Here is a 23029-nt window from a genome sequence, read left to right on the forward strand (position 1 = left end):
TGGTCGTTCGTTCAAGTTAAGCCTCACGAACTTTGGGAGGGTTCATGGAAGAAACGCGCGACGCATTCGCCCTGATCGGGGCGGGACCGATGGGATTGGCCGCGGCCAAGGTGCTGAAAGAACAAGGCATCGCATTTCAAGGGTTCGAGCTGCATTCGGATGTGGGCGGTCTGTGGGACATCGATGCCCCCAGATCAACCATGTATGAGACAGCGCATCTGATCTCGTCCAAGCGCATGACCGAGTTCGAAGACTTCCCGATGGATGAGGCTGTGGCCGAGTACCCTTCTCACTGGGCGATGCGCGACTATTTCCGTGCTTTTGCAGATCATTTCGGGTTGCGTGAGAACTATAGGTTCAATGCCGAAGTCACCCAGATCACGCCGCTGGGCAACTCGGGAGACGGTTGGCGCGTGTCTTGGAGGGATGCCGAAGGTGACCATCAGGCCGACTTCGCAGGGGTTATGATAGCAAACGGCACCCTGTCGGAACCGAACATGCCAGAATTCCCCGGAACCTTCGACGGCGAATTGATCCATGCCTCTCAATACCGGTATCCCAGTCAATTCGACGGCAAGCGCGTATTGGTTGTGGGTGCAGGCAACTCCGGTTGCGACATTGCAGTGGACGCGATCCATCATGCAAAACGCTGCGACCTGTCGATGCGGCGCGGATACTATTTCGTCCCGAAATATGTCTTTGGCAAACCTGCTGACACGATGGGTGGCAAGATCCGCCTGCCCATGTGGTTAAAGCGAAAGGTCGACAGTCTGATCCTCAGCTGCTTCGTCGGAAATCCGCAGAAATACGGCTTTCCCAAACCCGATTATCAACTTTACGAAAGCCATCCGGTGGTAAATTCACTGGTCCTGTATCACGCAGGCCACGGCGATCTGCGCATTCGCCCCGATATCGACCGGCTTGAGGGTCACACCGTTCACTTCAAAGACGGTTCCAGCGAAGACTATGACATGATCCTCGCTGCCACCGGATACAAGCTGCACTATCCGTTTGTCGACAAGGACCTGCTGAACTGGCAGGGCGATGCACCGCATCTGTACCTGAACACCATCCATCCCGAACGCGACGATCTGTTTGTGCTGGGCATGGTCGAGGCCACGGGTCTTGGCTGGCAAGGCCGGCATGAACAGGCCGAGATGGTGGCGCGCTATATCAAGGGTCTTCAAAGCGGTTGCCCGGCGGCGGCCGATCTGAAAACCGAAAAACAAAAAGACTACACGCGCGCCACCGGAGGCATGAACTATATCGATCTGCCCCGCATGGCTTATTACGTGGACAAGGCCACATATAGAAAGGCCGTCACTGGCTGGATCGACCGGCTGCGGAAAGCCGCCGCATGAGTGGTATTGACGAAGTCACGCTGAATTTCAGCCCGGCGTCGCTGACGTTGCTGAACGCCATTCTGGCGATTGTGATGTTCTCGATCGCGATCGACCTGACGCCGCGGGATTTTGATCGCCTGAGACGCGCGCCGAAACCGGTGATTGTCGGGCTGTTGTCTCAGTTCGTGGTCCTGCCCGCACTGACCTTTGCGCTGGTGTGGATCACAGAGCCACGTGCATCCATCGCGTTAGGACTGATCCTTGTTGCGGCTTGTCCCGGAGGCAACATCTCGAACTTCATCACGCATCGCGCGGGCGGCAATGCAGCTCTGTCTGTGTCGATGACAGCGTTTGCCACTATTGGCGCAATCTTCATGACGCCTTTCAACATCGCGCTTTGGGGCGGGCTGTATCCACCAACCCGAGCGATCCTGCAGCAGACCCAGATCGATCCGGTGCAAATCGCCATTCTCGTCGGCTTGATGCTGATCCTGCCCCTGGTTCTGGGTATTGCGTTGAATCAGCGTCGACCAGCCCTGACCGCCCGTCTGCGGGCGCCGTTGCAATACCTGTCGATGGGTATCTTCGCGGCCTTCATCCTGCTTGCCCTGGCCGCCAACTGGGGATTCTTCCTCAGCTTTGCCGGGGCGGTTGCCGGGCTTGTGATCCTTCACAACGCCCTGGCGCTGGGGGGCGGTTGGGTCGTGGCCACTCTGACCCGGCTATCCCCCTTTGATCGTCGCGCAATCACCATAGAGACCGGCATTCAGAATTCAGGGCTTGGACTGGTCTTGATCTTCGCTTTTTTCCACGGGCTGGGCGGCATGGCGGTTGTGGCCGCGTTCTGGGGCATCTGGCACGCGATATCGGGCATTGCGCTTGCGTCGGTCATGGCCCGAACCGAGGCCGCGCGATGACCCGTATTCTGATCACAGGCGCAGCCGGTATGGTCGGGCAAGCACTGTTGCCGGAGCTTGAGGGGCATGAGGTCTTTGCCACCGACCTAAGACGCCCGGAGTCTTTGCCGGAATACGTCGCCTTCCTGCCCATGGACGTGACAAGCGACGCCCCTGCCCGCGTGATCACCAAGGTGAAGCCGGATGTCATCGTGCATCTGGCCTCAATCGTGACGCCCACGCCCAAGATGGGACGCGCCGCAGCATACGCTGTTGACGTCGAAGGAACACGCAAGGTGGTGAATGCGGCGATTGCCAACGGCGTACGCAGACTGGTGGTCACATCATCGGGGGCTGCGTATGGGTATCACGCAGACAACCGCATTCCACTGCGCGAGCGTGACCCGCTGCGGGGCAATCCGGAATTCCCTTATTCCGACCACAAGAGACAGGTCGAGGAATTGTTGGCGGAAGCCCGAAGCGCTGCCCCTGATCTTGAACAGGTCGTTCTGCGCGTGGGGACGGTGCTGGGGGCTGGCACTGAAAACCAGATCACCGCCCTGTTTCACAAGCCGCGCCTGCTGGCTGTGGCCGGCAGCGAAAGCCCGTTTGTGTTTATCTGGACGCACGATCTGGCCCGTATCCTGCGGCGCGCAGCGACAGACGGGCCACCCGGCGTTTATAACGTCGCCGGGGACGGAGCGATGGGTGTCACCGATCTGGCCGATGCCATGGGGAAATCGGTTCTGCGTCTTCCTGCTTGGGCACTGAAGGCGGCTTTATCCGTGGCACGCCCGCTTGGCTTGTCTCGCTATGGGCCGGAACAGGTACGGTTTCTGCAATATCGACCTGTTTTGGACAATTCCGCCCTCAAATCAGAATTCGGCTATACACCCGAAAAAACCAGCGCCGAGGTGTTCGCGTTCTGGCAAAAGCAGGCCGGGCTATGAAGACAGCTGTCATATCAGGTGGAGCAGGTGGTTTGGGGCAAGCCCTGAGCCATGCCCTGCAAGCCCGCGGTTGGCGGGTCGTGTTGCTGGACCTTGACGTCTCAGGCTTGGACACCAGGCCAAACCAGTTGCCAATCGCTTGCGATCTGACAGACCCCGAGCAGCTTGCTGACGCAACCCAAAGGGTGATCGAATCCAGCGAAAGTACTGATCTGGTCATCTACAACGCCGGGGTCACGCAAATTCGGGGGTTTGATCAGTCCGACGCCGCCAGCCACCGAATGGTGTTCGACATTAACTACTTTGCAGCCGTTGAAATGGCCCGCGCGTTTCTGCAACCAGTCCGGACATCAAAGGGATCGCATTTGGCGATTTCGTCCGTGGCAGGGTTTGCACCGCTCTATCACCGGACGGCCTATGCTGCATCGAAACACGCGCTTGAGGGGTTTTTCAAATCGCTCCGCTCCGAAGAAGCACCTCATGGTGTTCGGATTCAGATCGCGGCACCGTCTTTCGTGGCCACCAACCCGGGCAACGCACAAGAGCAGGCCGATGGAACGGCAAGACCCGGATCGGCAAAGGATGGTATGGATGAGATGAGCCCTGAGGCCGCCGCCAAAGCAATCCTGCGAGGATTAGACAAATCGCAGCCGATGATTCCGGTTGGACGTGTGGCGCGTTTGTCTTGGTGGCTGAACAGCCTCTCACCGCGCCTGTATCAACGCATGATGGAGCGCAATATACGCGGGCCAGCAGAATAGATTTTTGCCATGACCCCTTGACCTTCCCGTGACTGGAACCCCCATTTGAAGGGCAAGGTAAGCTGCGGAACGAGTCGCATGGCACATGAAACACTCAAAGAGCTCAAAATCACCGGCATGGGCTGCGCGTCCTGTGTGGGCCGTGTCGAAGCGACCCTGCGCGATGTGCCAGGTGTCGATGCGGCTTCGGTCAACTTTGCAACCAAATCAGCGCAAGTGGCGTTTGACGGGCCGGTTACGGCTCTGACTACGGCGCTGGATGCGGCAGGGTATCCTGCTGAAACCAATTGCGTAGATCTGAGTGTCGACGGGATGAATTGCGCCTCGTGCGTGGCCAAGATCGAACGCGCGCTAGTAGCCAACCCGGGTGTAATAGACGCTCAGGTAAATCTCGCAACTCAAACCGCCAAAGTGACATACGCGGCGGGGACAACCACGCCAGAGCAGTTAGCACAGGTAGTCACCGGAATCGGATACCCGGCGCGCTTTCAAAACACCCAGGAACCTGAAAGCCGCGAAGATGACGAAATTCGCAATCTGAGCCGCACCACGATGCTTGCCGCCGTCCTCGCGCTGCCCGTGTTTGTTCTTGAGATGGGTGGGCACATGATCCCCGCGTTCCATCATTGGGTACACGCCACCGTCGGTGTGCAGACCAGTCAGCTTATCCAGTTTGCTCTGACCTCGGCCCTGTTGATCGGTCCGGGACGAGTGTTTTACCGCAAGGGCATCCCATCCCTGCTACACGGCACGCCGGATATGAACGCGCTTGTCGCGTTGGGGACCGGGGCGGCCTATCTCTATTCCGTGGTGGCCACATTCACCCCAAATGTGCTGCCGCAAGGCACCGCCAATGTCTATTTCGAAGCTGCAGCAGTCATCGTTGTTCTGATCCTTCTGGGTCGGCTTATGGAGGCGCGCGCCAAAGGCAGAACCGGGGCCGCAATCAGGAAGCTGGTAGGCTTGCAGCCCAAAACCGCAAGGGTCGAAGTGGATGGCCGAACAGAGGACCGTCCGATTGCTGAAATAGTTGTCGGAGACATTTTGCGCGTTCGTCCGGGCGAGCGCCTGCCAGTAGATGCCGAAGTGCTTGAGGGCACATCTTACGTCGACGAAAGCATGATCACTGGCGAGCCTGTGCCGGTCGGAAAATCGCAAGGGGCCGCTGTTGTTGGCGGCACGGTGAACGGGACCGGAGCCTTGCGGGTACGCGCCGCGCGCGTTGGGGACGACACGGTTCTGGCTCAGGTCATCCGCATGGTGCAGCAGGCACAGGGGGCCAAATTGCCCATTCAAGGGCTGGTCGACCAGATCACCTATCGCTTCGTCCCCGCCGTCATTCTCGTTGCTGTAATCACCGTCCTAATCTGGCTGATTTTCGGTCCCAGCCCCGCCTTGCCGCTCGCGCTTGTGGCAGGTGTTTCGGTGCTGATCATTGCCTGCCCCTGTGCGATGGGGCTGGCGACGCCTACTTCTATCATGGTGGGCACGGGGCGCGCAGCAGAACTGGGGGTATTGTTCCGCAAAGGCGATGCATTGCAGCAGCTTCAACAAGCACGCATTATCGCGCTGGACAAAACCGGGACACTGACGCTCGGCCGTCCCGAGTTGGATAGCGTGATGACGGCGAACGGGTTTGACAGGGATGAGGTTGTGCGACTCGCTGCGTCCCTCGAAGCACAGTCAGAGCATCCAATTGCATCGGCTATCACCCGGGCGGGCCTCTCTGCTCTACCCGAGGCGTCGAATGTCCAATCAATTACCGGGCTGGGCGTACAGGGCCTCGTTGAAGGTCAGGAAGTTTTGGTCGGGTCGTACAGGCTGATGAAAAACCGGGGGATTGAACTTGGCCGCTTGGCGGACGAGGCCGAAGAGCGCGCCTCTGAAGGGGCAACGCCGCTATTCGTTGCCTTAGATGGGCAGGCCGCTGCGACGATTTCTGTGTCCGACCCGATTAAGTCCGGCACCGAAGAAGCGCTGCAGAGGTTGCACCAGATGGGGCTGACTGTGGCCATGGTCACCGGAGACAACGCGCGGACGGCACAGGCGTTGGCTGATCGGTTGGGGATCGATCACGTCACTGCCGAGGTGTTGCCGGACGGTAAAGTAGATGCGATCACGGCTTTGCGGGGTAGTTTCGGAACGCTGGCTTTTGTTGGCGATGGGATCAACGATGCCCCGGCGCTTGCATCTGCGGATATCGGCATCGCCATTGGGACAGGTACGGATGTGGCGATCGAAACGGCGGACGTTGTGCTGATGTCGGGTGATTTGCGTGGCGTTGCAAACGCGACCGAGATCAGCCGTCGCACAATGCGAAACATTCGCCAGAACCTCGGATGGGCGTTTGGTTACAATGTCCTGCTGATCCCGGTGGCGGCTGGCGCACTGTATCCGTTTGGCGGTCATCTGTTGTCGCCTGCTTTGGCAGCAGGCGCGATGGCTTTGTCGAGTGTTTTTGTGGTCTCAAATGCTTTGCGTCTGCGTCGCGTTCGCACCAGCGTGTCGGAAACCCCGACCTTGGCCGCCAACGAGGTGCACCCATGAATATCGGAGACGTATCTGCACGCACAGGTCTGCCCGCCAAGACGATCCGCTATTATGAGGATATCGACTTGATCAAGCCTCTGCGCGACGACAACGGGTATCGCCGTTTTCGCGATCAGGACGTGCACAAGCTGAACTTTCTGGGCCGCGCCCGTGCGCTTGGGTTCACCATCGAAGATTGCCGTACCCTGTTGGCGTTGTATGAGGATGAAACCCGCGCAAGCGCCGATGTGAAACGGGTCGCGCGGGATCATCTGGCGCAGATCGAGGCCAAGATCGCGGACCTGAACGCGATGCGCGATACGCTTAGCCATCTCATCGATGCGTGCGCCGGAGATGACCGCCCTGATTGCCCGATCCTGAAAGATCTGGGAGGGAAAGGCTGACACGGGGTTGCCCTTTGGGCGCAGCTTTGCTTTGTCTTCGCCAAAGATTTCGGCCTGAGACCATGGTCGAACAGTGGAGAGGATCACAAAATGGCAAAAGTCGCGTTCCTTGGCCTTGGTGTCATGGGCTATCCCATGGCCGGACATCTGAAAGCCGCAGGTCATGACGTTACCGTCTACAACCGCACCACAGCCAAGGCCGAAGCCTGGGTGGCCCAGTATGGCGGGGCCATGGCGGCTACTCCGAAAGACGCCATCCTGGGCGCGGAATTTGTCATGGCCTGCGTGGGCAATGATAACGATCTGCGCATGGTCTGCTCAGGCGAGGACGGTGCGTTTCACGGCATGTCCGACGGAGCCATCTTCGTCGATCACACAACGGTCTCGGCAGATGTCACGCGTGAGCTTTGCAAGGCCGGCGCCGCGCAGGGGGTCGCCTTTGTCGACGCGCCGATCTCGGGCGGTCAGGCCGGGGCTGAAAACGGTGTTCTGTCCATCATGTGCGGTGGTGATCAGGCCGCATACGATGCGGCCGAACCGCTGATGGAGGTCTATTCCAAGATTTGCCGCCGCATTGGCGACAGCGGCGCGGGCCAATTGACCAAGATGTGTAACCAGATCGCGATTGCCGGTTTGGTTCAGGCCCTCAGCGAGGCGCTGCATTTTGCCGAGAAAGCAGGGTTGGACGGGCGATCCGTGGTAGAGGTAATCAGCCAGGGCGCGGCTGGAAGCTGGCAGATGGTGAACCGTCACGAGACGATGTTGGACGATCATTTCGAACACGGGTTTGCCGTGGATTGGATGCGCAAGGATTTGGGTATTTGTATGGATGAAGCCAACGTCAATGGTGCATCACTGCCCGTGACCGCATTGGTCGACCAGTTTTACAAGGACGTTCAGAAACTCGGCGGTGGGCGGTGGGATACGTCGTCTCTGTTCAAGCGCTTGCGCGCGTTGGACTGAGGGTTCAGGGGGCTGTCTGCCCCCTCTTGGCCCGTTGGGCCAATTCACCCCCGAAGGTATTTTTAGCCAGATGAAGAGGATCCCGGGTGCACCGGGGCGGAGAGCGACATGAGCGAATTGGTGAAGTTCTGGGCGGATGCATTGCGGCAGCACTGGGGGCTGGACGCGCGTTTGAAGCGGTTGGATGGCGAATACGACCTAAACTTTCTGGTGCAGGCCACCAATGGGCAGGACTATGTTCTGAAGGTCATGCGAGCAGGTTGCGAAGCCGGTTTGGTGGACCTGCAGATACAGGCACTGGCCCATATTGCATCGGAAGCACCGGGTTTGCCTTTTCCCAAAGTGTTCCCCGATTTGAACGGCGATGTGTTACCCGAGATTACAGACTCTGAGGCTCAGCCTAGGCTGGCATGGTTGCTGGAATGCCAGCCCGGGCGATGCTACGCAAAGGCGGCACCAAAATCCGAAGAATTGATCCTGAAACTTGGGCGCGTGCTGGGAGCAACCGATCGGGCCCTGGAAGGTTTCCAGCATGAGGGGCTGCATCGGGCCGATTTCAAATGGGACTTGATGCAGGCGGATTGGATTGCGGGTAAGCTGGACGCGATTTCTGGTCCTTCGCGACAAGCCTTGCTAAAGGAAATCTGCGGCGGGTTTGCTGCGATCTCCGGCACCCTTGCGGATCTGCCAAAACAAGCCATCCACAATGATGCCAATGACTATAACATTCTGGTCGAAGGGGAATTGAGTGAACGGCGGCGGATCTCGGGCCTGATCGATCTGGGTGACATGTGCGCGGCGCCGCGAGTCTGCGATCTGGCGATTGCCGGGGCTTACATAGTGTTGGACCATCCCAAACCAGAACGGGCGCTGTCTGCGTTGGTGAAAGGTTATCACGCGGCCAACCGGCTGAGCGTCGACGAAGTAGACTTGATCTGGCCGCTGCTGCGGATGCGGCTTGCCGTGTCGGTCGTCAACTCGACCCTGATGGCAGCCGAGAACCCGGATGACCCTTATGTAACCATCTCGCAGGCACCCGCATGGCGGTTCCTTGAGAATGCCTCGGTCAATGGTGGGTTGATGAAGGCGCGCTTGCGGGCGGCGTGCGGCCTGCCTGTTGTCGACGGAGCTGAGCGCATCCAAGCCTATCTGAAGGATCATCGTGGCCAGTTTGCCGATATGTTCGGTCAGGATCTGAGCGATGCGCCCATGGGCTCGCTGTCGGTTGAGAACTGTGTCTGGCCTCAGAACCCGTTCCACATGCCTTTGGCCGAAGCCGCGCGGGTCGGCGAGGAATATGGGCAAGATCTGTGGCTGGGCTATTACAACGAGCCCCGCCTGATCTATGCCGAACCGGGGTTCCGCAAGGGCCCGTGGAAAGCCTCGGACCGGCGGACAGTGCATTTGGCCGTGGATGTGTTTGCGCCTGCCGGGACGGTGCTGCACGCGCCCATGAGCGGGCGGGTTGAGGTCGTCGAGAAACGCGACAGCCACCTCGACTATGGCGGGGTGATAATCCTGCATCACGAAACGCCCGAAGGTGATCCGTTCTATACGCTCTATGGTCATCTGGATCCAGAATGCTGTGACAGGCTGAAACCCGGCGATCCGGTAGCACAGGGGGCGGCGTTTGCCCGGCTGGGCGATGCCAGCCAGAATGGCGGATGGGCCCCTCATGTGCATTTCCAACTGGCCCTGACCACCGATGGTATGGAGGCGGACTGGCCCGGTGTTGGCGATCCTGACGAGATGGAGCTGTGGCACGCGGTCTGTCCGAACCCCGCCGCCTTGCTGAACCTGCCGGATGACAAGGTGTTTTACCAACCCACTGACAAGCAGGCGATCCAGCAAGGGCGACGCGATCATTTTGGCGGTAACCTGTCTCTGACCTATGACGATCCGGTCATGCTGGTGCGTGGGTGGAAACACCACCTGTTCGACGAATGGGGCCGCCCCTATCTGGACGCCTATAACAACGTTCCTCATGTCGGCCATGCGCATCCGCGTATTCAGGCCGTGGCAGCGGATCAGTTGAGGCGGATGAATTCGAACACCCGTTATCTGCATCCGGCCCAAACCGCTTTTGCCGACAAGATCCTGTCCAAACTGCCAGATCATTTCGAGGTCTGCTTCTTCGTCAATTCCGGGACCGAGGCCAATGAGCTGGCTCTGCGACTGGCCCGTGCCCATACCGGAGCGAAAGGGATCGTGACGCCGGATCACGGCTATCACGGGAATACAAACGCGGCTGTGGCGATCTCGGCTTATAAGTTCAACAAGCCTGGTGGCATCGGCAAAGCCGACTGGGTTGAGCTGGTCGAAGTCGCGGATGACTACCGCGGTTCGTTCAAGCGAGACGATGCGGATCGGGCCCAGAAATTTGCCGATCTTTTAGACCCGGCAATCACAGCCTTGAACGCGCGCGGGCAAGGCGTAGCAGGGTTTATTGCGGAAACCTTCCCTTCGGTCGGAGGACAGATCATTCCTCCCAAGGGCTATCTGCCTGCGGTTTATGAGAAAATCCGTGCCGCCGGTGGTGTCTGCATCGCAGATGAGGTGCAGACAGGTCTTGGTCGTCTGGGCGAGTACTACTTTGGCTTTGAACACCAGGGCGCGCTGCCTGACATTGTTGTCATGGGCAAACCGATCGGCAACGGGCACCCTCTGGGCGTGTTGGTGACGACCAGGGAAATTGCGGACAGCTTCAACAATGGGATTGAATTCTTTTCCACCTTCGGCGGCTCGACCCTGTCCTGCCGGATCGGCAAGGAGGTGCTGGACATCGTTGACGACGAAGGTCTGCAAGACAATGCCCGCCTCATGGGAGACCGTCTGATGACCGGGCTGCGTCAGATCGAAAACGACTTTGGCTGTGTTGGCGACGTGCGGGGCATGGGGTTGTTTCTGGGTGTTGAGCTGATCAACACTGACGGGTCAGAAGGAACCGAGATTTGCAGCTATGTCAAAAACCGGATGCGCGATCATCGCATTCTGATCGGCAGCGAAGGTCCCAAAGACAACATCCTGAAAATCCGCCCGCCGCTGACCATCGAGGCCGAGGATGTGGACATGATCCTGTGGGCCTTGCGGGACGTGCTGTCTGAGGTGGGCGACTACACCCCTGCGCCGGTTTGCGATCATGATCATCACCACGCAGGATGTGGATGCTGCTGAACAAGATAACCCCGGCGCAATGCCGGGGTTAAGCCGCCCTGAACCGGGGATCAGTGGAGAACGGCCGAGGGGGTATGGTGTCCGGTTGTCGGAATCCTGAACCGAGCCGTGATGCGCTTGAGGGCAAGACCCAACTCTTCTGACAACGATGCGAGCGCAGGCGCAAAATCCGGGCGCACGATCAGAGACGCCAACATCATCGCATCTTCACGCGCACCCTCGGATGCTGCGGCGATCATCTGGGCGAAGCAATTCTCATCAGCACCCAGGCACGCGCATTTCAGCCCATGGCGGATTAGGGGGCGGCGTCCATAGGCGGCACAAAGGGAACACACACTTTCCAGCGTCTGCATCGCGGCCTCTCCGCAATCTGCGCCCAAGGCGATCTGGAAATCACTGGCTGCGTCGGTTCGACCGCCCTCACCCTCGCTCCACATCCGCAGATACATCACCGCACCTGCTTCAACCGGACCAAGATCCGCAAGGTGGCCAACCGTGGCGCCACCGCGTGTGGATTGCATGCTCATTTCGTCAGGATCAGTTTGCCTGCGCGGGTGATCCGCAAAGTGTAAAGCTGATCGCCAAGTTCGATATGGGCAAGATTTCCGCCCTTTGTCAGCTCCTCGGCCTTGTGCGCGGGAAGCATCGAGACAGGATAACCTTGGGTGGGGGTCGGGTTCTGTATGTTCATCAGGACATCTCCAGAGCGTGTCGGCTTAGCGCCATACCTGTTGCGTTTCATATAGTCTGGCTGACCCCGACTGGGCTGGCTTTCTGTTCCTGCAGCTTAATCTGATTATTTTAGTAAGGATTGTCAAGTGTCGTTTTAACACAAGCGATTGCACCCCTGAAGAGGGCGGGTTACGTCTGCGGTCAGACGAAAAGGACGCGCTGGGCATGACCGCAACAGTTATTTTTGATCTCGATGGAACGCTGGTGGACAGCCTTGGCGATCTGGCCGCAGCGGCCAATCGAACATTGAATGACGTTGGGCATGACCCGCTGTCGATCGACATCATCAAGGGATTCGTTGGCAATGGCCTGCCCAAACTAGTCGAACGCATGATCCACCATTGCGAACTGCCGCTGGACCGTCATGCGGAACTGACACAACTGACCCTGAAGCACTACAACGCAGCGGCCAGCGAAACGACCATTCCTTACCCCGGCATCCCCGAATCGCTGGATGCGTTACGACAGATGGGTTGCGCTCTGGGCATCTGCACAAACAAGCCCGAAGCCCCTGCCCGCCACGTGTTAGAAGCGCTGAACCTGTCGCGGTTCTTCGATGTGGTGATTGGTGGCGACAGTCTGCCGACCAGAAAGCCGGACCCCAAGCATCTTTTTGCAAGCTTCGATGCCCTTGAGGCAAAAGGTCCCCGCGTATTTGTTGGAGACAGCGAGGTAGACTCGGAAACCGCCGTCAGAGCGAAAATCCCGTTTCTGCTGTTCACGGAAGGATACCGAAAGTCCCGCGTGCAGAACATTCCACATGACATCGCCTATGAGGCTGCTGCAGACCTTCCCATTCATGTGGCGACGCTGGCCCAAAACGAACACGTGTCCTGAACTCGCCCACCAATTCTGCGGGCGGCAAGATCTGTTTCACATTCCCAAAAAGTTAAGAGGGGCCGGCCGAGGGGGTGTGACCAGCCCCTCATCGGGGAAAGTAATTACCGTGTGTTTGTGTGGTAAGTACGGTAGGTCATGTTTACCCCTGATCGCTGCCGCGCAAAATTGGGGGTTTCCCGTAGTCGCGCTATTTTCCCTGAAAACCTTTTGAAAATCCCAGCAGGAGCCTTTCGATTTGCCCATCATGCCTTGCTTAAATTTTGCCCCGACGCTCTGTTGGTAACCAAGATCACACGCAGAACAAATCGGGTAAAAAGGTAACCCATGGAAAACCCGGGCAGAAATCCCAAATCATCACCGTCACCGGTGCTGCAGGGCGTGCTGCCTTTTGACCGGTCGCGTCTTCCGACCGAGATGCTTGCCGGGCTTACCTTTGCCTGCCTCGCGATCCCCGAAGTCATGGGCTATACCAAAATCGCGGGTACGCCGGTCATTACGGGGCTCTATACGATTCTGATTCCCATGGCGCTGTTCGCCCTGTTCGGGTCGTCGCGAAATCTTGTGGTCGGGGCCGATTCGGCAACGGCGGCCATAACAGCCTCGGCGCTGGCGGGCATGGCGGTCTCGGGTTCGTCGGAATACCTCGCTTTGGCGTCCCTGTTGGCGCTGATGGCGGCCGTGCTTTTGATCGCTGCGCGGATCATCGGGCTTGGATTTCTGGCCGACTTCCTGTCGCGCACCGTTTTGGTCGGTTTTCTGACCGGCGTTGGCGTTCAGGTTGCCACTGGCGAAATACCCGGTTTATTGGGGATCGAAGCCAGCGGACACGGTACGCTTGCGCGGCTGAACGACGTATACCTGAACTTGGCTCATATCAGCTGGCCAACTGTGTTTGTCTCTGCCGCCGTGCTTGGCGTTGTTGTCGCCTCCACAATGCTGTCGCGAAGAATACCCGGCCCCCTGATCGCAATCGTAGGAGTGATCTATTGCAGCTGGGCCTTTTCCTTCGAAACAATCGGCATTGCTGTTCTGGGGACAGTTCCAAGCGGCTTGCCGTCACTCTCGATACCGAATGTGGATTGGAGTTGGACTTTGTTCAAACAACTCCTGCCCACGGCACTGTCCATCTTCGTGGTTATTCTGGCACAGAGCGCAGCGACCTCACGAGCCTACGCTGCCCGGTACGATGAGAAGTTCAGCGAGGACACAGACCTGATCGGGTTGGGCCTTGCAAATTTCGGCGCGGCATTTTCCGGCACTTTTGTGGTCAACGGTAGCCCCACCAAAACCGAAATGGTCGCCAGCGCCGGTGGGCGCAGTCAGGTGGCCCAATTGACTACTGTGGCCATTGTCCTTGTGGTGATCCTGTTTCTCACCAAACCGCTTGCTTATCTGCCAAGTGCCGCCTTGTCGGCCATTGTCTTCCTGATTGGTTTGAAGCTGATTGATCTGCGTGGTCTTACCACGATCTACAAACAAGCCCGCTCAGAGTTCTGGGTGGCCGCCGCAACGGCCGCCGTGGTCGTGCTTGTGGGCGTCGAACAAGGCATTGTCTTTGCCGTGGTCTTTTCTCTGATCGATCACACCCGCCGGGGGTATCGCCCAAAGAACGCCGCGATCGTCAAAACCGAAAACGGTGGCTGGCATTCAAAAGCCCTGACACCACCCAATCAATTTGAACCCGGCCTTGTGATCTATCGGTTCTCGCACGGCATGTATTACGCAAACACACAGCGTTTTACGAATGAAGCCACGGCCATTGTGCAAGGCTCGGACGCGAAACCTGAATGGTTCTGCATCGACGCATCGGCCATAGATGAGATCGATTTTACCGCCGGGTATGCCCTGCGCAGCTTGGTCGAGTTTCTGCATGAAAACGGCATTCGCCTCGTGTTCACGCTGGTTGAACCAGATGTAAAAGCAGAGCTTGATCGCTATGGCGTGACCGATCTGATCGGCGAAGACGCGTTCTTTGACACGGGCAACCGTTTGTTGGATGCCTTCGACAAACGTTCGGCCGCGTCGTGAAGCCCGCTTAGTTGTAGTATTTCGCCTTCGACATCTTACCGATACCAGGGTTGAACGAATTGGTCGGGTCGCAGCACTTGTAATGCGCTGCCAGGTCCGGCTTGGCCTTGTACAGGTGACCCACGTTGTGTTCAGCCGGGTATTCTGCCCCCCGTTCGTCAAACAGTTTGAGCATCGCTGCCTTCAACACCTTGGGGTCCGCGCCCTTTTTGACGATGTAATCCTGATGCATGACGTGGCACATGAAGTGGCCGTAATAGAGTTTGTGCACCAGCTTATCCTCGATCTCAGGTGGAAGTTTTTCCAGCCAGTCGTAATCGTTGCGGCGCAGCGCGACATCCAGTGCAATAATATCTTCTACATCCGAGTTATGCAGCGCCATGTAACGCACGGCGGCTCCGGCGGCTGCGAAACGATGCAGGCCGGCAATCTTGGCCTCGCGCATATCGCATTCAAAGAACCCAGCTTCACGGTCTTTCAGAAAATCCGGCAACCACGCAGCAGCCTCTGCGATCCCGTCATCTTTCATCTTCAGGATCAGGTGGTGTTCGTATTTGTCGCGGAACTCGACCATCCGCTTGGGCAGAACACGCGGCCAAAGCGCTACGGCCATTTGCATGAAACGATCAGTAAAATTGCCGAGGAGCGGTATACGCCGAAGCCGCGCATCAACCGCACCTTTCATCGCGAAGAAGAACGGCAAGCGATCCGTCCCCAGTTTGTCGATCATCACAACCGTGTCCTTGCCGTATTTGGCGGTGATGTCGAACACTTCACGCTGCATATATTCGGCCGAGACGGGCAGTGACTTGAACCTGGACAGGATATGGCGGCGCAAAGCGGCCAGATCCTCGGGGCTGTTCGTTCCAATATAGAACACTTTTTCCGCGTCGTTTTTCCGGAAGGTATCAAGGCGAACAGCAAAAACCGCCAGTTTTCCGGCAGAACCAGCGGATTCGAACAGTTTGGCCTTGTCTGCGTTGAAACGTGCAGGCGTTTCTGCGTCCACATCCCGCACGATCTGTGCGTAGTCACTTGCTGACGCCCGTTTGTTCGTGGCCCCCGGGTTGCGGTCGAAAGTGCCGGCGTCAAGGCTTGCCAGGATTTCCTCGGGCGTGTCGCCCAGATCAATGCCCAGATGGTTGACCAGTTCCAGCTCGCCCTGCTCGGATATCCGGGCGTACACGGACAGTTCGGTGTAAACGGGCCCACGCTCGACCAAAGACCCGCCCGAGTTATTGCAGACCCCACCCACAATCGATGCACCGATGCACGAGGAACCGATCACCGAATGCGGCTCGCGCCCCAGCGGGGCCAGAAGTTTTTCCAAAGCAAACAGGGTGGCACCGGGAAAGCTGACGATTTGCTCGCCATTGTTCAACGGGACCAGTGTATCCATCCGGCGGGTGTTGATCAGAACGACATCGCGGTCATAGCTGCCCGACGGTGTCGATCCTTCTGTCAGGCCGGTGTTGGCGGCCTGCATGATGACGATCTTGTCCGATGCAACACAAGCTTGCAGAACCTTCCACTGTTCCGACAGCGTACCAGGCTGAATGACACACAGCGCCTCCCCCTCGCCCGAGCGGAACCCACGCCGAAACCGCTCGGTCGCGCGCTCGCCTGTCAGGACGTGGCGCGATCCAACGACGGAGCGGAAGTGCTTGATCAATTCTTCATTGGTCATCTCGGCCCCCATCTTGGGTTCAGGCGTTGCGGAAACGGATATTCTCGCGGCTCAACTGGTCAACGCTGGTGACGCCCATGAGTTTCATGTCGCGTTCGATCTCGGCCCGCATCAGGCCAAGGGCGCGCTCAACCCCCGCCTGCCCTGCGGCAGCCAACGGGTACAGGTAGTGACGACCAACACCCACGGCTTTGGCCCCAATCGACAACGCTTTGAGCACATGGGTGCCGCGTTGGATACCACTGTCCATCATCACGTCCAGCTTGTCACCAACGGCATCGACGATCTCGGCCAGTTGGTCGAAGGGCGTACGCGAGCCGTCCAGTTGGCGGCCCCCGTGGTTCGACAAGATGATCCCGGTGCAGCCGATTTCAGCCGCGCGTTTGGCATCCTCGACGGTCATGATCCCCTTCAGGCAGAACTGACCGTCCCAGTCTCGCACCATCTGTGCCACGTCATCCCAGTTCATCGACGGATCGAGCATGTCGGTAAAGTAGCCGCCGATCGAGCTGGCCCCTCCACCCATATCGACATGTTCTTCCAGCTGCGGCAGGCGGAATTTCTCGTGCGTGACATAGTTGATCCCCCACATCGGCTTGATTGCAAACTGGATCATGCCGCCCAGCGTCAGACGGAATGGGATCGAGAAGCCGGTGCGCAGATCACGCTCACGGTTGCCGCCGGTGATGCTGTCGACGGTCAGCATCATGACCTCGACACCCGCCTCTTTCGCGCGCTGCATCATGGCGGCGTTCAGGCCGCGATCCTTGTGGAAATAGAACTGATAGACCTGCGGGTTCTTGTGTTTTTGCCGAAGCTCCTCCAACGACACGGTCCCCAGCGAGGATACGCCGAACATCGTCCCGTATTTCTCAGCCGCCGCCGCAACCGCGCGCTCGCCTTGATGGTGGAACAGGCGCTGCAAGGCGGTGGGTGAGCAATAGATGGGCATATCCAGCTTTTGCCCCATCACGGTGACCGACATGTCCACATCGGACACCCCACGCAGGACCGACGGCAACAGATCACACCGGTCAAACGCGCTGGTGTTTTCCCGATACGTCACCTCATCATCCGCTCCACCGTCGATATAGTTGAAGATGGGCCCCGGCAGCCGCTGTTGGGCCAGCCGCCGGAAGTCGTGGAAGTTATGACATTGGCTCAGACGCATCAGGCAGGCTCCTTAGTAGGCGACCGAGGGCAGCCAGGTGGCTAGTGTCGGCCATAGGAAGACTAACGCCAGGCCGGTCAACTGCAACAACACGAAGGGGATGATGCCTTTGTAAATGTGGGTCAGCTTGATCTCGGGCGGGCAAACGCCTTTCAGATAGAACAGGGCGAAGCCCACAGGCGGCGTCAGGAAGCTGGTTTGCAGCGTCACCGCCACCAGGATCACGAACCACACCAGCGCGGGTTCATCCAGAACGCCAAAGCCGGGGATGTCGATGCCCAACCCGTTCACGATGGGCCGCATCAGAGGCAACACGATCAGCGTGATCTCGATCCAGTCCAAAACGAAGCCCAGCAAGAAGACGATGAACAGGATGAAAAGGATTGTGCCGTTGGCTCCGAAACCGGTGGATTGCACCACATGCTCGATCAGCTCGTCCCCGCCCAATTCACGCAAGACGTAAGAGAATACGGTCGCCCCAAGGAAGATCGCGAAGATGTACGCAGTGGTGTTGAAGGTCGACACCAGCACGTTCCACAGTTTCGCAAAGGTCAGCTTGCGATAGCCCAGTGCCAGCAGCGTCGCACCCAGCGCACCGATGCCCGAGGCTTCGGTCGGCGTGGTCAGACCTGCAAAGATCGAACCTAGCACGGCGAGGATCAGCATCAGCGTTGGGATGACGGCAATCAGAACGTCCTTGACAGCGGCCCAATCGGGAGCTTTTGCGCCCTCGGGCACAGGGGCCGCATCACGCTTCACCAGCGCGAGAATGAAGATGTAGGTCAGGTACAGGCCACCGATGATCACGCCGGGGAAAACAGCCGCCATGAACAGGTCTCCGACAGACAAGGCCATCTGGTCGGCCATAATTACCAGCATGATCGAGGGCGGGATCAGGATACCCAGCGTACCGGACGCTGAAACCACGCCAGCAGCCAGCGTCGGCTGATATTTCTGCTGCATCATAGAGGGCAGCGACAGTACGCCCAGCAGCACAACCGAGGCTCCGATGATGCCGGTCGAGGCTGCCAGAATGATCCCAATCAGAGTCACGGTGATCGCCAAACCTCCGCGCACGGTACCGAACAGGCGCTGCATCGACGACATCAGACGCTCGGCCACACCGGATTCGTCCAGCATCAGGCCCATGAAGATGAACATCGGCAGGGCGACCAGAACCGCGTTGGACATGGTGGCATAAACGCGGTTCACCACAGCACCAAGGGTCAGATAATCAAGCCCTGTAAAGGTGCTCTCCAGCCCCGTCCACAGCATCAGATCGTTGTCGAACAGGTAAGCCAGACCGCAATAGGCCACGCCGACACCGGCCAGCACCCACGCCACCGGGTAGCCCGTGAACAGCAGCGCGATGAAGGTCAGGAACATGGCGATGACCAGCTTTTCCTCGGTCGTTTCGACAAGGAAGGTCAGGCCCACGCAGACGGCAGCAAACACGGCCAGAACCAGCAGGATACGACGCAGCGGCGCGCCTTCCCGTTCCGAGGCCGGTCCATAAAGCAGCGCGTGCCCATCGTGGATCAACCGTGCGAGTGCAGCCAGGGCGAGCAGGATGAAACTGATCGGAATGACGGCCTTAAACGCCCAGCGCGCAGGCAGACCAGTTGGGCTGTCCGAGCGTTCATTGACGCGGAAGCTTTCGTAGAAATAGTCGTACCCCTGGTCGACCATCAAATAGATGAACGGTGTCAGCAGGGTCAGGATACCGATCACTTCGATGATCCGCTGCGCGCGGCGTGACAGCTGCATATGCAGGACGTCAACGCGGACATGGCTGTCTGTGATCAAGGCATAGGAAATGCCGATCATCGTGACAATGCCGTAGAAATGCCACTGGATCTCGTCCAGCTTGGGATAGTTCTGGCTGAACAGGTAGCGCAGCGAAACCTGGCTGAAGATCGCAGCCATCAGCAGGATATTCGCCCACATGACCACATGGCCTACCGCTTTGACGCCCGTGTCGATAGCGACGGCAATTTTCTGGCGGTCTGTTTCGGGATGCTCCAGAATGCCTTCATAGGCTTCGACCGGATCATTTGTATATAGTTCGTTGGCCATGGTCATTCCTCGCTCAGCACCCCGGCGCGCGGGGCAGTGAAAGGTTAGAAATTCCGTTTTTGGGAGAGTTCGGAGCGGCGGATTCCGCCGCCCCGGTAACGTCAGTTAGGGAGAGTTTACTGACGTGGGAGGAACGCGTTGGTCTTCCACAGGTTGTAGCCGTCGCGGAATTCGTTCATGTCGGCCAGGACTTGTGCAAAAAAGGCATCGTTTGCGGCTTCTTCAGCGGCAACTTCGTCCCAGGTGGCGCGGAAGGTATCCAGCATCTCGGGCGACCACTGCTTGATGGTGACACCGTTGTTTTCAACGTTGTCGATCAGCGCGGCATGCTGGATCGCTTCACCTTCGGCAAAGCTGTCCGCCATCGACGCCTTACAGGCGCTTTCAATGATTGCCTTGTGCTGGTCGCTGGTTTCATTCCAGACGTCTTTGTTGATCAGCAGTTCGAACACAGTCGCCTGCTGGTGCCAGCCGGGGAAATAGTTGAACTTGACCAGTTTATGGAAGCCCAGGCGCGCATCAATGGCGGGCATCGAAAATTCAGTCGCGTCAATCGCGCCTTTTTCCAGCGCGGGGAATATCTCACCACCCGGCAGCAGCGACGTTGCAACACCCAACTTCTGCATAACTTTGCCGCCCAGACCAAAGAAACGCATCTTCAGACCGTTCAGGTCTTCGGGCGAGTTGATCTCGGTTGCGAACCAACCCGAGGTTTCGGGTGCGATGATTGCGCAAGGCAGAACTTTTACGTTGTAACCGGCCTGATCATACATTTCCTGATACAGAGTCATGCCGTTGCCGTAGTAGAGCCACGCCATGTATTCACCCGCTTCGGGGCCAAAAGGCACAGCCGAAAACAGCGGCGCAGCCGGGATTTTACCGGCCCAATATCCGGCTGTAGTGTAGCCCGAGTTGATCTTTCCAGTGGATACCGCGTCCAAAATTTCGAACGGCGGAACCAGCTTGCCCGGCTCGTACACTTTCATCTTCAGCGTGCCGCCCGACATCACGTCAAGCTGTTCGGCAACACGCGGGATCGGCGAGCCCAAGCCCGGCAATTCGGTCGAGAACGCAATCGGCGTTTTCAACAGCAGTTTGTCTGCGGCAACCGCAGGCGCGGCCATAATGCTGGCCGCCACGGCCAAGCTCGTCAGGGTCTTCTTCATGAATTCTCCTCCAGGGTTGGTCGGGGTTTCAGCCCGATCATTGGCGCAGGCTCTTCCAGCGCCGCTCCGGTGGTAAACTAACTTTACCAGACTTAGCCAGTCAACAATTTTATTTACCATTGGTTGATTCCCAAAAATCCCTGCGACGTTAGACGCGGCCTAAAGAACAACTTTTGAGATCTGCTAAAAAATAGGACAAATCCCAAAAACCTTTCACGAACAACAAAGTACCTAGCTACTTGTAAGAACGCTCAGAAGCTTGAGTTTCGCGCGGATACGGTTATGTTTGTTTACCAGTTGCTACGGATTTCCAGCTTCAAACAGGGCAGTGCATCATGAACACCAAGGCAATTTTTGAACCGGTTGGACACGAATCGTTGGCCGAGGCTGTGGTTGCACAAGTCGAAGATCTGATCGCCTCGGGCATCCTGAAACAGGGCCGGAAACTGCCTTCGGAACGCGATCTTGCCGAAATGTTGCGCGTATCGCGCCCAAAGCTACGCGAGGCGCTTCAGGTGCTGGAAGAACGCGGTCTGGTTGCCACGCAGCACGGCGAAGGCACGTTCGTGGCAGCCCTGACCGGACAGGCCATGATGCCTGCTCTTCTTGCACTGTATGAACGGCACGAGCCTGCTTTTTTTGATTATCTGGAATACCGCCGCGAGCAGGAAGGCTTCGCGGCCCGCCTTGCTGCACGTCGGGCAACCAAGGCGGACAAGGAGCGGATCGCCGAAATCCTAGACGAAAATGAGCGTGCGTGGCAGGAGCAAGACGCCAAAGCCTCGCAAGAGGCAGACTTTGCGCTTCACTCAGCGATTGTCGATGCCAGTCAGAACGCAACCCTCATCCATATGATGGCGTCGATCTACGAACTCACCCGTAAAGGCGTTTTCTACAATCGTGATTTCCTGCGCACGATTGACGGAACGGGGGAAAAGCTGCTGCAGCAGCATCTAGAATTGGGTCGCGCGGTGATCGACGGTGATGAAGAACGAGCCGAAAAAGCGGCAACCGAACACATCGACTTTGTCGAAAAGTCTTTCAAACTGGGAATTGAACAGAGACGACGTGAGGCCATGGCTGAAAAGCGGCGAATACTATCACGTTAATGCGTGCCCCCCGGCTATTCGGATACCAAGGCCCTATTGTCAGATGTCCTTTCCAGGCGGTTCCAACAGACCACCCGGCTCTATCAACGCCCGCTCTGACAGCCAGGGATTGAGATCAAGAGCCTCAGACAGTGCCGCTCGCGCATCCTCCAGGCGCTTCAAACCCAGCAAAGACAAAGCACGCCCGCTGAGTGCCCCAATGTGGTTTGGCGACAATTCAATTGCGACGTTCAAGTCTTGCAAAGCCGCACCAAAATCCTGCCTGAGGTAGTTTACAAAAGCTCGCTGATTGTAACCTTCAGCGTAGGTCGGACAATAGTCGACAAGTTGGTTGAAGTCGTCCAAGGCGCCCAGCAAATCCCAAGCTTCTCGTCGTGCCATCCCCCGATCCAACCAGGTTTGTGATCGAGAATCCGGTGCATCCGTCCAAAGCACCCACATCTGATCCGAGATGGCCCGCGCGTCGCTTTGCGACTCTGCCTTTTGAACCTGCTTAATGAGCGCCTCAACCCCTTCCGTATGATCCGGAGACATAGGGCATGTTTCAGCGAGCGCCAAAAGCGGAAAGGCGATCATAAGACTCGTGGCAGCGAATACTCGTTTCATGCCCCTAGGGTGGGTTGAAATCCTGTTCCGTCAAGCCTGTTGTTCAAACCCGCCAAGCATACCGGTTTCTTTAACAGCCTCCATCGCCACAAAAGTTGACGTGCTGGCAACATGCGGCAGGGATGAGATTTTCTCGGCCAAGACACGACGGTACTCGAACATCGTGGCGGTGCGAACTTTTAGAAGATAATCGAAATTCGATGCAATCATATGCGCCTGCTCGACTTCGGCGATCTTACGGACAGCGGCATTGAACTCGGCCAGCGCCTTTTCGCGCGTGTCCGTCATGCGCACTTCGACAAAAGCCACGTGATCCAGCCCAAGGCGGATCGGATCCAGCATTGCCCGATACCCCTTAATCACTCCGCTCGCCTCCAACCGCTTGAGCCGCGCCTGTGTCGGGGATTTCGACAAGCCGATCTCGCGCGCCAGATCGGCGACCGAAGCACGACCGTCTTCAGCCAAAATTTTCAGAATCGACCGATCGAACCGATCCAGATCAGGAAAGTCCATTTACACTGCCTATTTCCACAAAATCAGAACACTTGCCTTCGGATACATAAATTTTGGGCCATTGTCCTGTATTTTCCACCC

The 23029-nt window shown here is 57.8% G+C and carries 19 protein-coding genes; 11 read left to right on the plus strand and 8 right to left on the minus strand.

What is annotated here, in order from left to right; genetic code table 11:
* Positions 1 to 44: 44 nt before the first annotated feature.
* The 8 genes from GS630_RS18385 (at position 45) to GS630_RS18420 (ending at position 11020) form a co-directional block, all read left to right on the plus strand.
* Positions 45 to 1361 (plus strand): NAD(P)/FAD-dependent oxidoreductase, encoded by a 1317-nt coding sequence (locus GS630_RS18385; RefSeq protein ID WP_171621287.1) that lies wholly within the window; start codon positions 45 to 47, stop codon positions 1359 to 1361.
* Positions 1358 to 2260 (plus strand): bile acid:sodium symporter family protein, encoded by a 903-nt coding sequence (locus GS630_RS18390; protein ID WP_171238566.1) that lies wholly within the window; start codon positions 1358 to 1360, stop codon positions 2258 to 2260. The genes GS630_RS18385 and GS630_RS18390 overlap by 4 nt, the downstream gene beginning before the upstream one ends.
* The gene (locus tag GS630_RS18395) at positions 2257 to 3189 is read left to right on the plus strand and encodes an SDR family oxidoreductase (RefSeq protein ID WP_171712157.1); all 933 of its coding nucleotides are present in this window, start codon (positions 2257 to 2259) and stop codon (positions 3187 to 3189) included. The genes GS630_RS18390 and GS630_RS18395 overlap by 4 nt, the downstream gene beginning before the upstream one ends.
* Positions 3186 to 3950, plus strand: coding sequence for an SDR family oxidoreductase (locus GS630_RS18400; RefSeq protein WP_171712159.1), 765 nt, complete (start codon positions 3186 to 3188; stop codon positions 3948 to 3950). Before GS630_RS18395 ends, GS630_RS18400 begins: the two co-directional genes overlap by 4 nt.
* 78 nt (positions 3951 to 4028) lie before the next feature.
* The gene (locus GS630_RS18405) at positions 4029 to 6497 is read left to right on the plus strand and encodes a heavy metal translocating P-type ATPase (RefSeq protein ID WP_171712161.1); all 2469 of its coding nucleotides are present in this window, start codon (positions 4029 to 4031) and stop codon (positions 6495 to 6497) included.
* Positions 6494 to 6883, plus strand: a complete 390-nt coding sequence (cueR, locus tag GS630_RS18410; RefSeq protein WP_171238562.1) for a Cu(I)-responsive transcriptional regulator — start codon at positions 6494 to 6496, stop codon at positions 6881 to 6883. The genes GS630_RS18405 and cueR overlap by 4 nt, the downstream gene beginning before the upstream one ends.
* Positions 6884 to 6973: 90 nt before the next feature.
* Positions 6974 to 7846: an NAD(P)-dependent oxidoreductase gene (locus GS630_RS18415; protein ID WP_171621290.1), complete on the plus strand. Its 873-nt coding sequence runs from the start codon at positions 6974 to 6976 to the stop codon at positions 7844 to 7846.
* A 108-nt stretch (positions 7847 to 7954) separates the two neighbouring features.
* The gene (locus GS630_RS18420) at positions 7955 to 11020 is read left to right on the plus strand and encodes an aminotransferase class III-fold pyridoxal phosphate-dependent enzyme (protein WP_171621291.1); all 3066 of its coding nucleotides are present in this window, start codon (positions 7955 to 7957) and stop codon (positions 11018 to 11020) included.
* Between the two features lie 50 nt (positions 11021 to 11070).
* Here the strand turns inward: GS630_RS18420 and GS630_RS18425 are convergent, their stop codons facing one another.
* Together GS630_RS18425 and hemP are read right to left on the minus strand one after the other, a co-directional pair.
* Entirely contained in the window at positions 11071 to 11547 is a 477-nt protein-coding gene (locus GS630_RS18425; protein ID WP_171176014.1) for a hypothetical protein, read from the minus strand.
* Positions 11544 to 11711 carry a hemin uptake protein HemP gene (gene hemP, locus GS630_RS18430; protein ID WP_171176275.1) on the minus strand — a complete coding sequence of 56 codons (168 nt, stop codon included), beginning with the start codon at positions 11709 to 11711 and terminating at the stop codon, positions 11544 to 11546. The genes GS630_RS18425 and hemP overlap by 4 nt, the downstream gene beginning before the upstream one ends.
* A 206-nt stretch (positions 11712 to 11917) precedes the next feature.
* Between hemP and gph the strand changes: the two genes are divergently transcribed.
* Positions 11918 to 12589 (plus strand): phosphoglycolate phosphatase, encoded by a 672-nt coding sequence (gene gph / locus GS630_RS18435; RefSeq protein WP_171176023.1) that lies wholly within the window; start codon positions 11918 to 11920, stop codon positions 12587 to 12589.
* Positions 12590 to 12916: 327 nt separating this feature from the next.
* Positions 12917 to 14620 carry a SulP family inorganic anion transporter gene (locus GS630_RS18440; protein ID WP_171712163.1) on the plus strand — a complete coding sequence of 568 codons (1704 nt, stop codon included), beginning with the start codon at positions 12917 to 12919 and terminating at the stop codon, positions 14618 to 14620.
* 7 nt (positions 14621 to 14627) lie between these two features.
* On the opposite strand, the gene dld is transcribed toward GS630_RS18440, so the two are convergent.
* The 4 genes from dld to GS630_RS18460 form a co-directional block, all read right to left on the minus strand.
* On the minus strand, positions 14628 to 16307 hold the full coding sequence (gene dld / locus GS630_RS18445) for a D-lactate dehydrogenase (RefSeq protein WP_171621293.1): 1680 nt from the start codon (positions 16305 to 16307) through the stop codon (positions 14628 to 14630).
* Between the two features lie 19 nt (positions 16308 to 16326).
* Positions 16327 to 17478, minus strand: a complete 1152-nt coding sequence (locus tag GS630_RS18450; protein ID WP_171238558.1) for an alpha-hydroxy acid oxidase — start codon at positions 17476 to 17478, stop codon at positions 16327 to 16329.
* Positions 17479 to 17490: 12 nt separating this feature from the next.
* The gene (locus GS630_RS18455) at positions 17491 to 19554 is read right to left on the minus strand and encodes a TRAP transporter large permease subunit (protein WP_171621294.1); all 2064 of its coding nucleotides are present in this window, start codon (positions 19552 to 19554) and stop codon (positions 17491 to 17493) included.
* A gap of 116 nt (positions 19555 to 19670) precedes the next feature.
* Positions 19671 to 20720, minus strand: a complete 1050-nt coding sequence (locus tag GS630_RS18460) for a TRAP transporter substrate-binding protein (RefSeq protein WP_171176032.1) — start codon at positions 20718 to 20720, stop codon at positions 19671 to 19673.
* Between the two features lie 335 nt (positions 20721 to 21055).
* Between GS630_RS18460 and GS630_RS18465 the strand changes: the two genes are divergently transcribed.
* The gene (locus tag GS630_RS18465; RefSeq protein ID WP_171176034.1) at positions 21056 to 21829 is read left to right on the plus strand and encodes a FadR/GntR family transcriptional regulator; all 774 of its coding nucleotides are present in this window, start codon (positions 21056 to 21058) and stop codon (positions 21827 to 21829) included.
* Between the two features lie 39 nt (positions 21830 to 21868).
* On the opposite strand, the gene GS630_RS18470 is transcribed toward GS630_RS18465, so the two are convergent.
* Both GS630_RS18470 and GS630_RS18475 read right to left on the minus strand, forming a co-directional pair.
* The gene (locus GS630_RS18470) at positions 21869 to 22435 is read right to left on the minus strand and encodes a hypothetical protein (RefSeq protein WP_253285945.1); all 567 of its coding nucleotides are present in this window, start codon (positions 22433 to 22435) and stop codon (positions 21869 to 21871) included.
* Between the two features lie 30 nt (positions 22436 to 22465).
* Positions 22466 to 22948 (minus strand): Lrp/AsnC family transcriptional regulator, encoded by a 483-nt coding sequence (locus GS630_RS18475; protein ID WP_171621295.1) that lies wholly within the window; start codon positions 22946 to 22948, stop codon positions 22466 to 22468.
* Positions 22949 to 23029: the final 81 nt, after the last annotated feature.

Source organism: Ruegeria sp. HKCCD7303 (assembly GCF_013111185.1).
GTDB lineage: Bacteria > Pseudomonadota > Alphaproteobacteria > Rhodobacterales > Rhodobacteraceae > Ruegeria.

What these genes read in the sequence shown, in the direction of transcription:
- GS630_RS18420 (WP_171621291.1), top strand. Translation starts at nt 7,955, where the DNA reads ATGAGCGAATTGGTGAAGTTCTGGGCGGATGCATTGCGGCAGCACTGG.
- GS630_RS18460 (WP_171176032.1), bottom strand. Translation starts at nt 20,720, where the DNA reads ATGAAGAAGACCCTGACGAGCTTGGCCGTGGCGGCCAGCATTATGGCC.
- GS630_RS18385 (WP_171621287.1), top strand. Translation starts at nt 45, where the DNA reads ATGGAAGAAACGCGCGACGCATTCGCCCTGATCGGGGCGGGACCGATG.
- hemP (WP_171176275.1), bottom strand. Translation starts at nt 11,711, where the DNA reads ATGAACATACAGAACCCGACCCCCACCCAAGGTTATCCTGTCTCGATG.
- GS630_RS18405 (WP_171712161.1), top strand. Translation starts at nt 4,029, where the DNA reads ATGGCACATGAAACACTCAAAGAGCTCAAAATCACCGGCATGGGCTGC.
- GS630_RS18400 (WP_171712159.1), top strand. Translation starts at nt 3,186, where the DNA reads ATGAAGACAGCTGTCATATCAGGTGGAGCAGGTGGTTTGGGGCAAGCC.
- GS630_RS18415 (WP_171621290.1), top strand. Translation starts at nt 6,974, where the DNA reads ATGGCAAAAGTCGCGTTCCTTGGCCTTGGTGTCATGGGCTATCCCATG.
- GS630_RS18390 (WP_171238566.1), top strand. Translation starts at nt 1,358, where the DNA reads ATGAGTGGTATTGACGAAGTCACGCTGAATTTCAGCCCGGCGTCGCTG.
- dld (WP_171621293.1), bottom strand. Translation starts at nt 16,307, where the DNA reads ATGACCAATGAAGAATTGATCAAGCACTTCCGCTCCGTCGTTGGATCG.
- GS630_RS18425 (WP_171176014.1), bottom strand. Translation starts at nt 11,547, where the DNA reads ATGAGCATGCAATCCACACGCGGTGGCGCCACGGTTGGCCACCTTGCG.
- GS630_RS18465 (WP_171176034.1), top strand. Translation starts at nt 21,056, where the DNA reads ATGAACACCAAGGCAATTTTTGAACCGGTTGGACACGAATCGTTGGCC.
- gph (WP_171176023.1), top strand. Translation starts at nt 11,918, where the DNA reads ATGACCGCAACAGTTATTTTTGATCTCGATGGAACGCTGGTGGACAGC.
- GS630_RS18395 (WP_171712157.1), top strand. Translation starts at nt 2,257, where the DNA reads ATGACCCGTATTCTGATCACAGGCGCAGCCGGTATGGTCGGGCAAGCA.
- GS630_RS18440 (WP_171712163.1), top strand. Translation starts at nt 12,917, where the DNA reads ATGGAAAACCCGGGCAGAAATCCCAAATCATCACCGTCACCGGTGCTG.
- GS630_RS18470 (WP_253285945.1), bottom strand. Translation starts at nt 22,435, where the DNA reads ATGAAACGAGTATTCGCTGCCACGAGTCTTATGATCGCCTTTCCGCTT.
- cueR (WP_171238562.1), top strand. Translation starts at nt 6,494, where the DNA reads ATGAATATCGGAGACGTATCTGCACGCACAGGTCTGCCCGCCAAGACG.
- GS630_RS18475 (WP_171621295.1), bottom strand. Translation starts at nt 22,948, where the DNA reads ATGGACTTTCCTGATCTGGATCGGTTCGATCGGTCGATTCTGAAAATT.
- GS630_RS18450 (WP_171238558.1), bottom strand. Translation starts at nt 17,478, where the DNA reads ATGCGTCTGAGCCAATGTCATAACTTCCACGACTTCCGGCGGCTGGCC.
- GS630_RS18455 (WP_171621294.1), bottom strand. Translation starts at nt 19,554, where the DNA reads ATGGCCAACGAACTATATACAAATGATCCGGTCGAAGCCTATGAAGGC.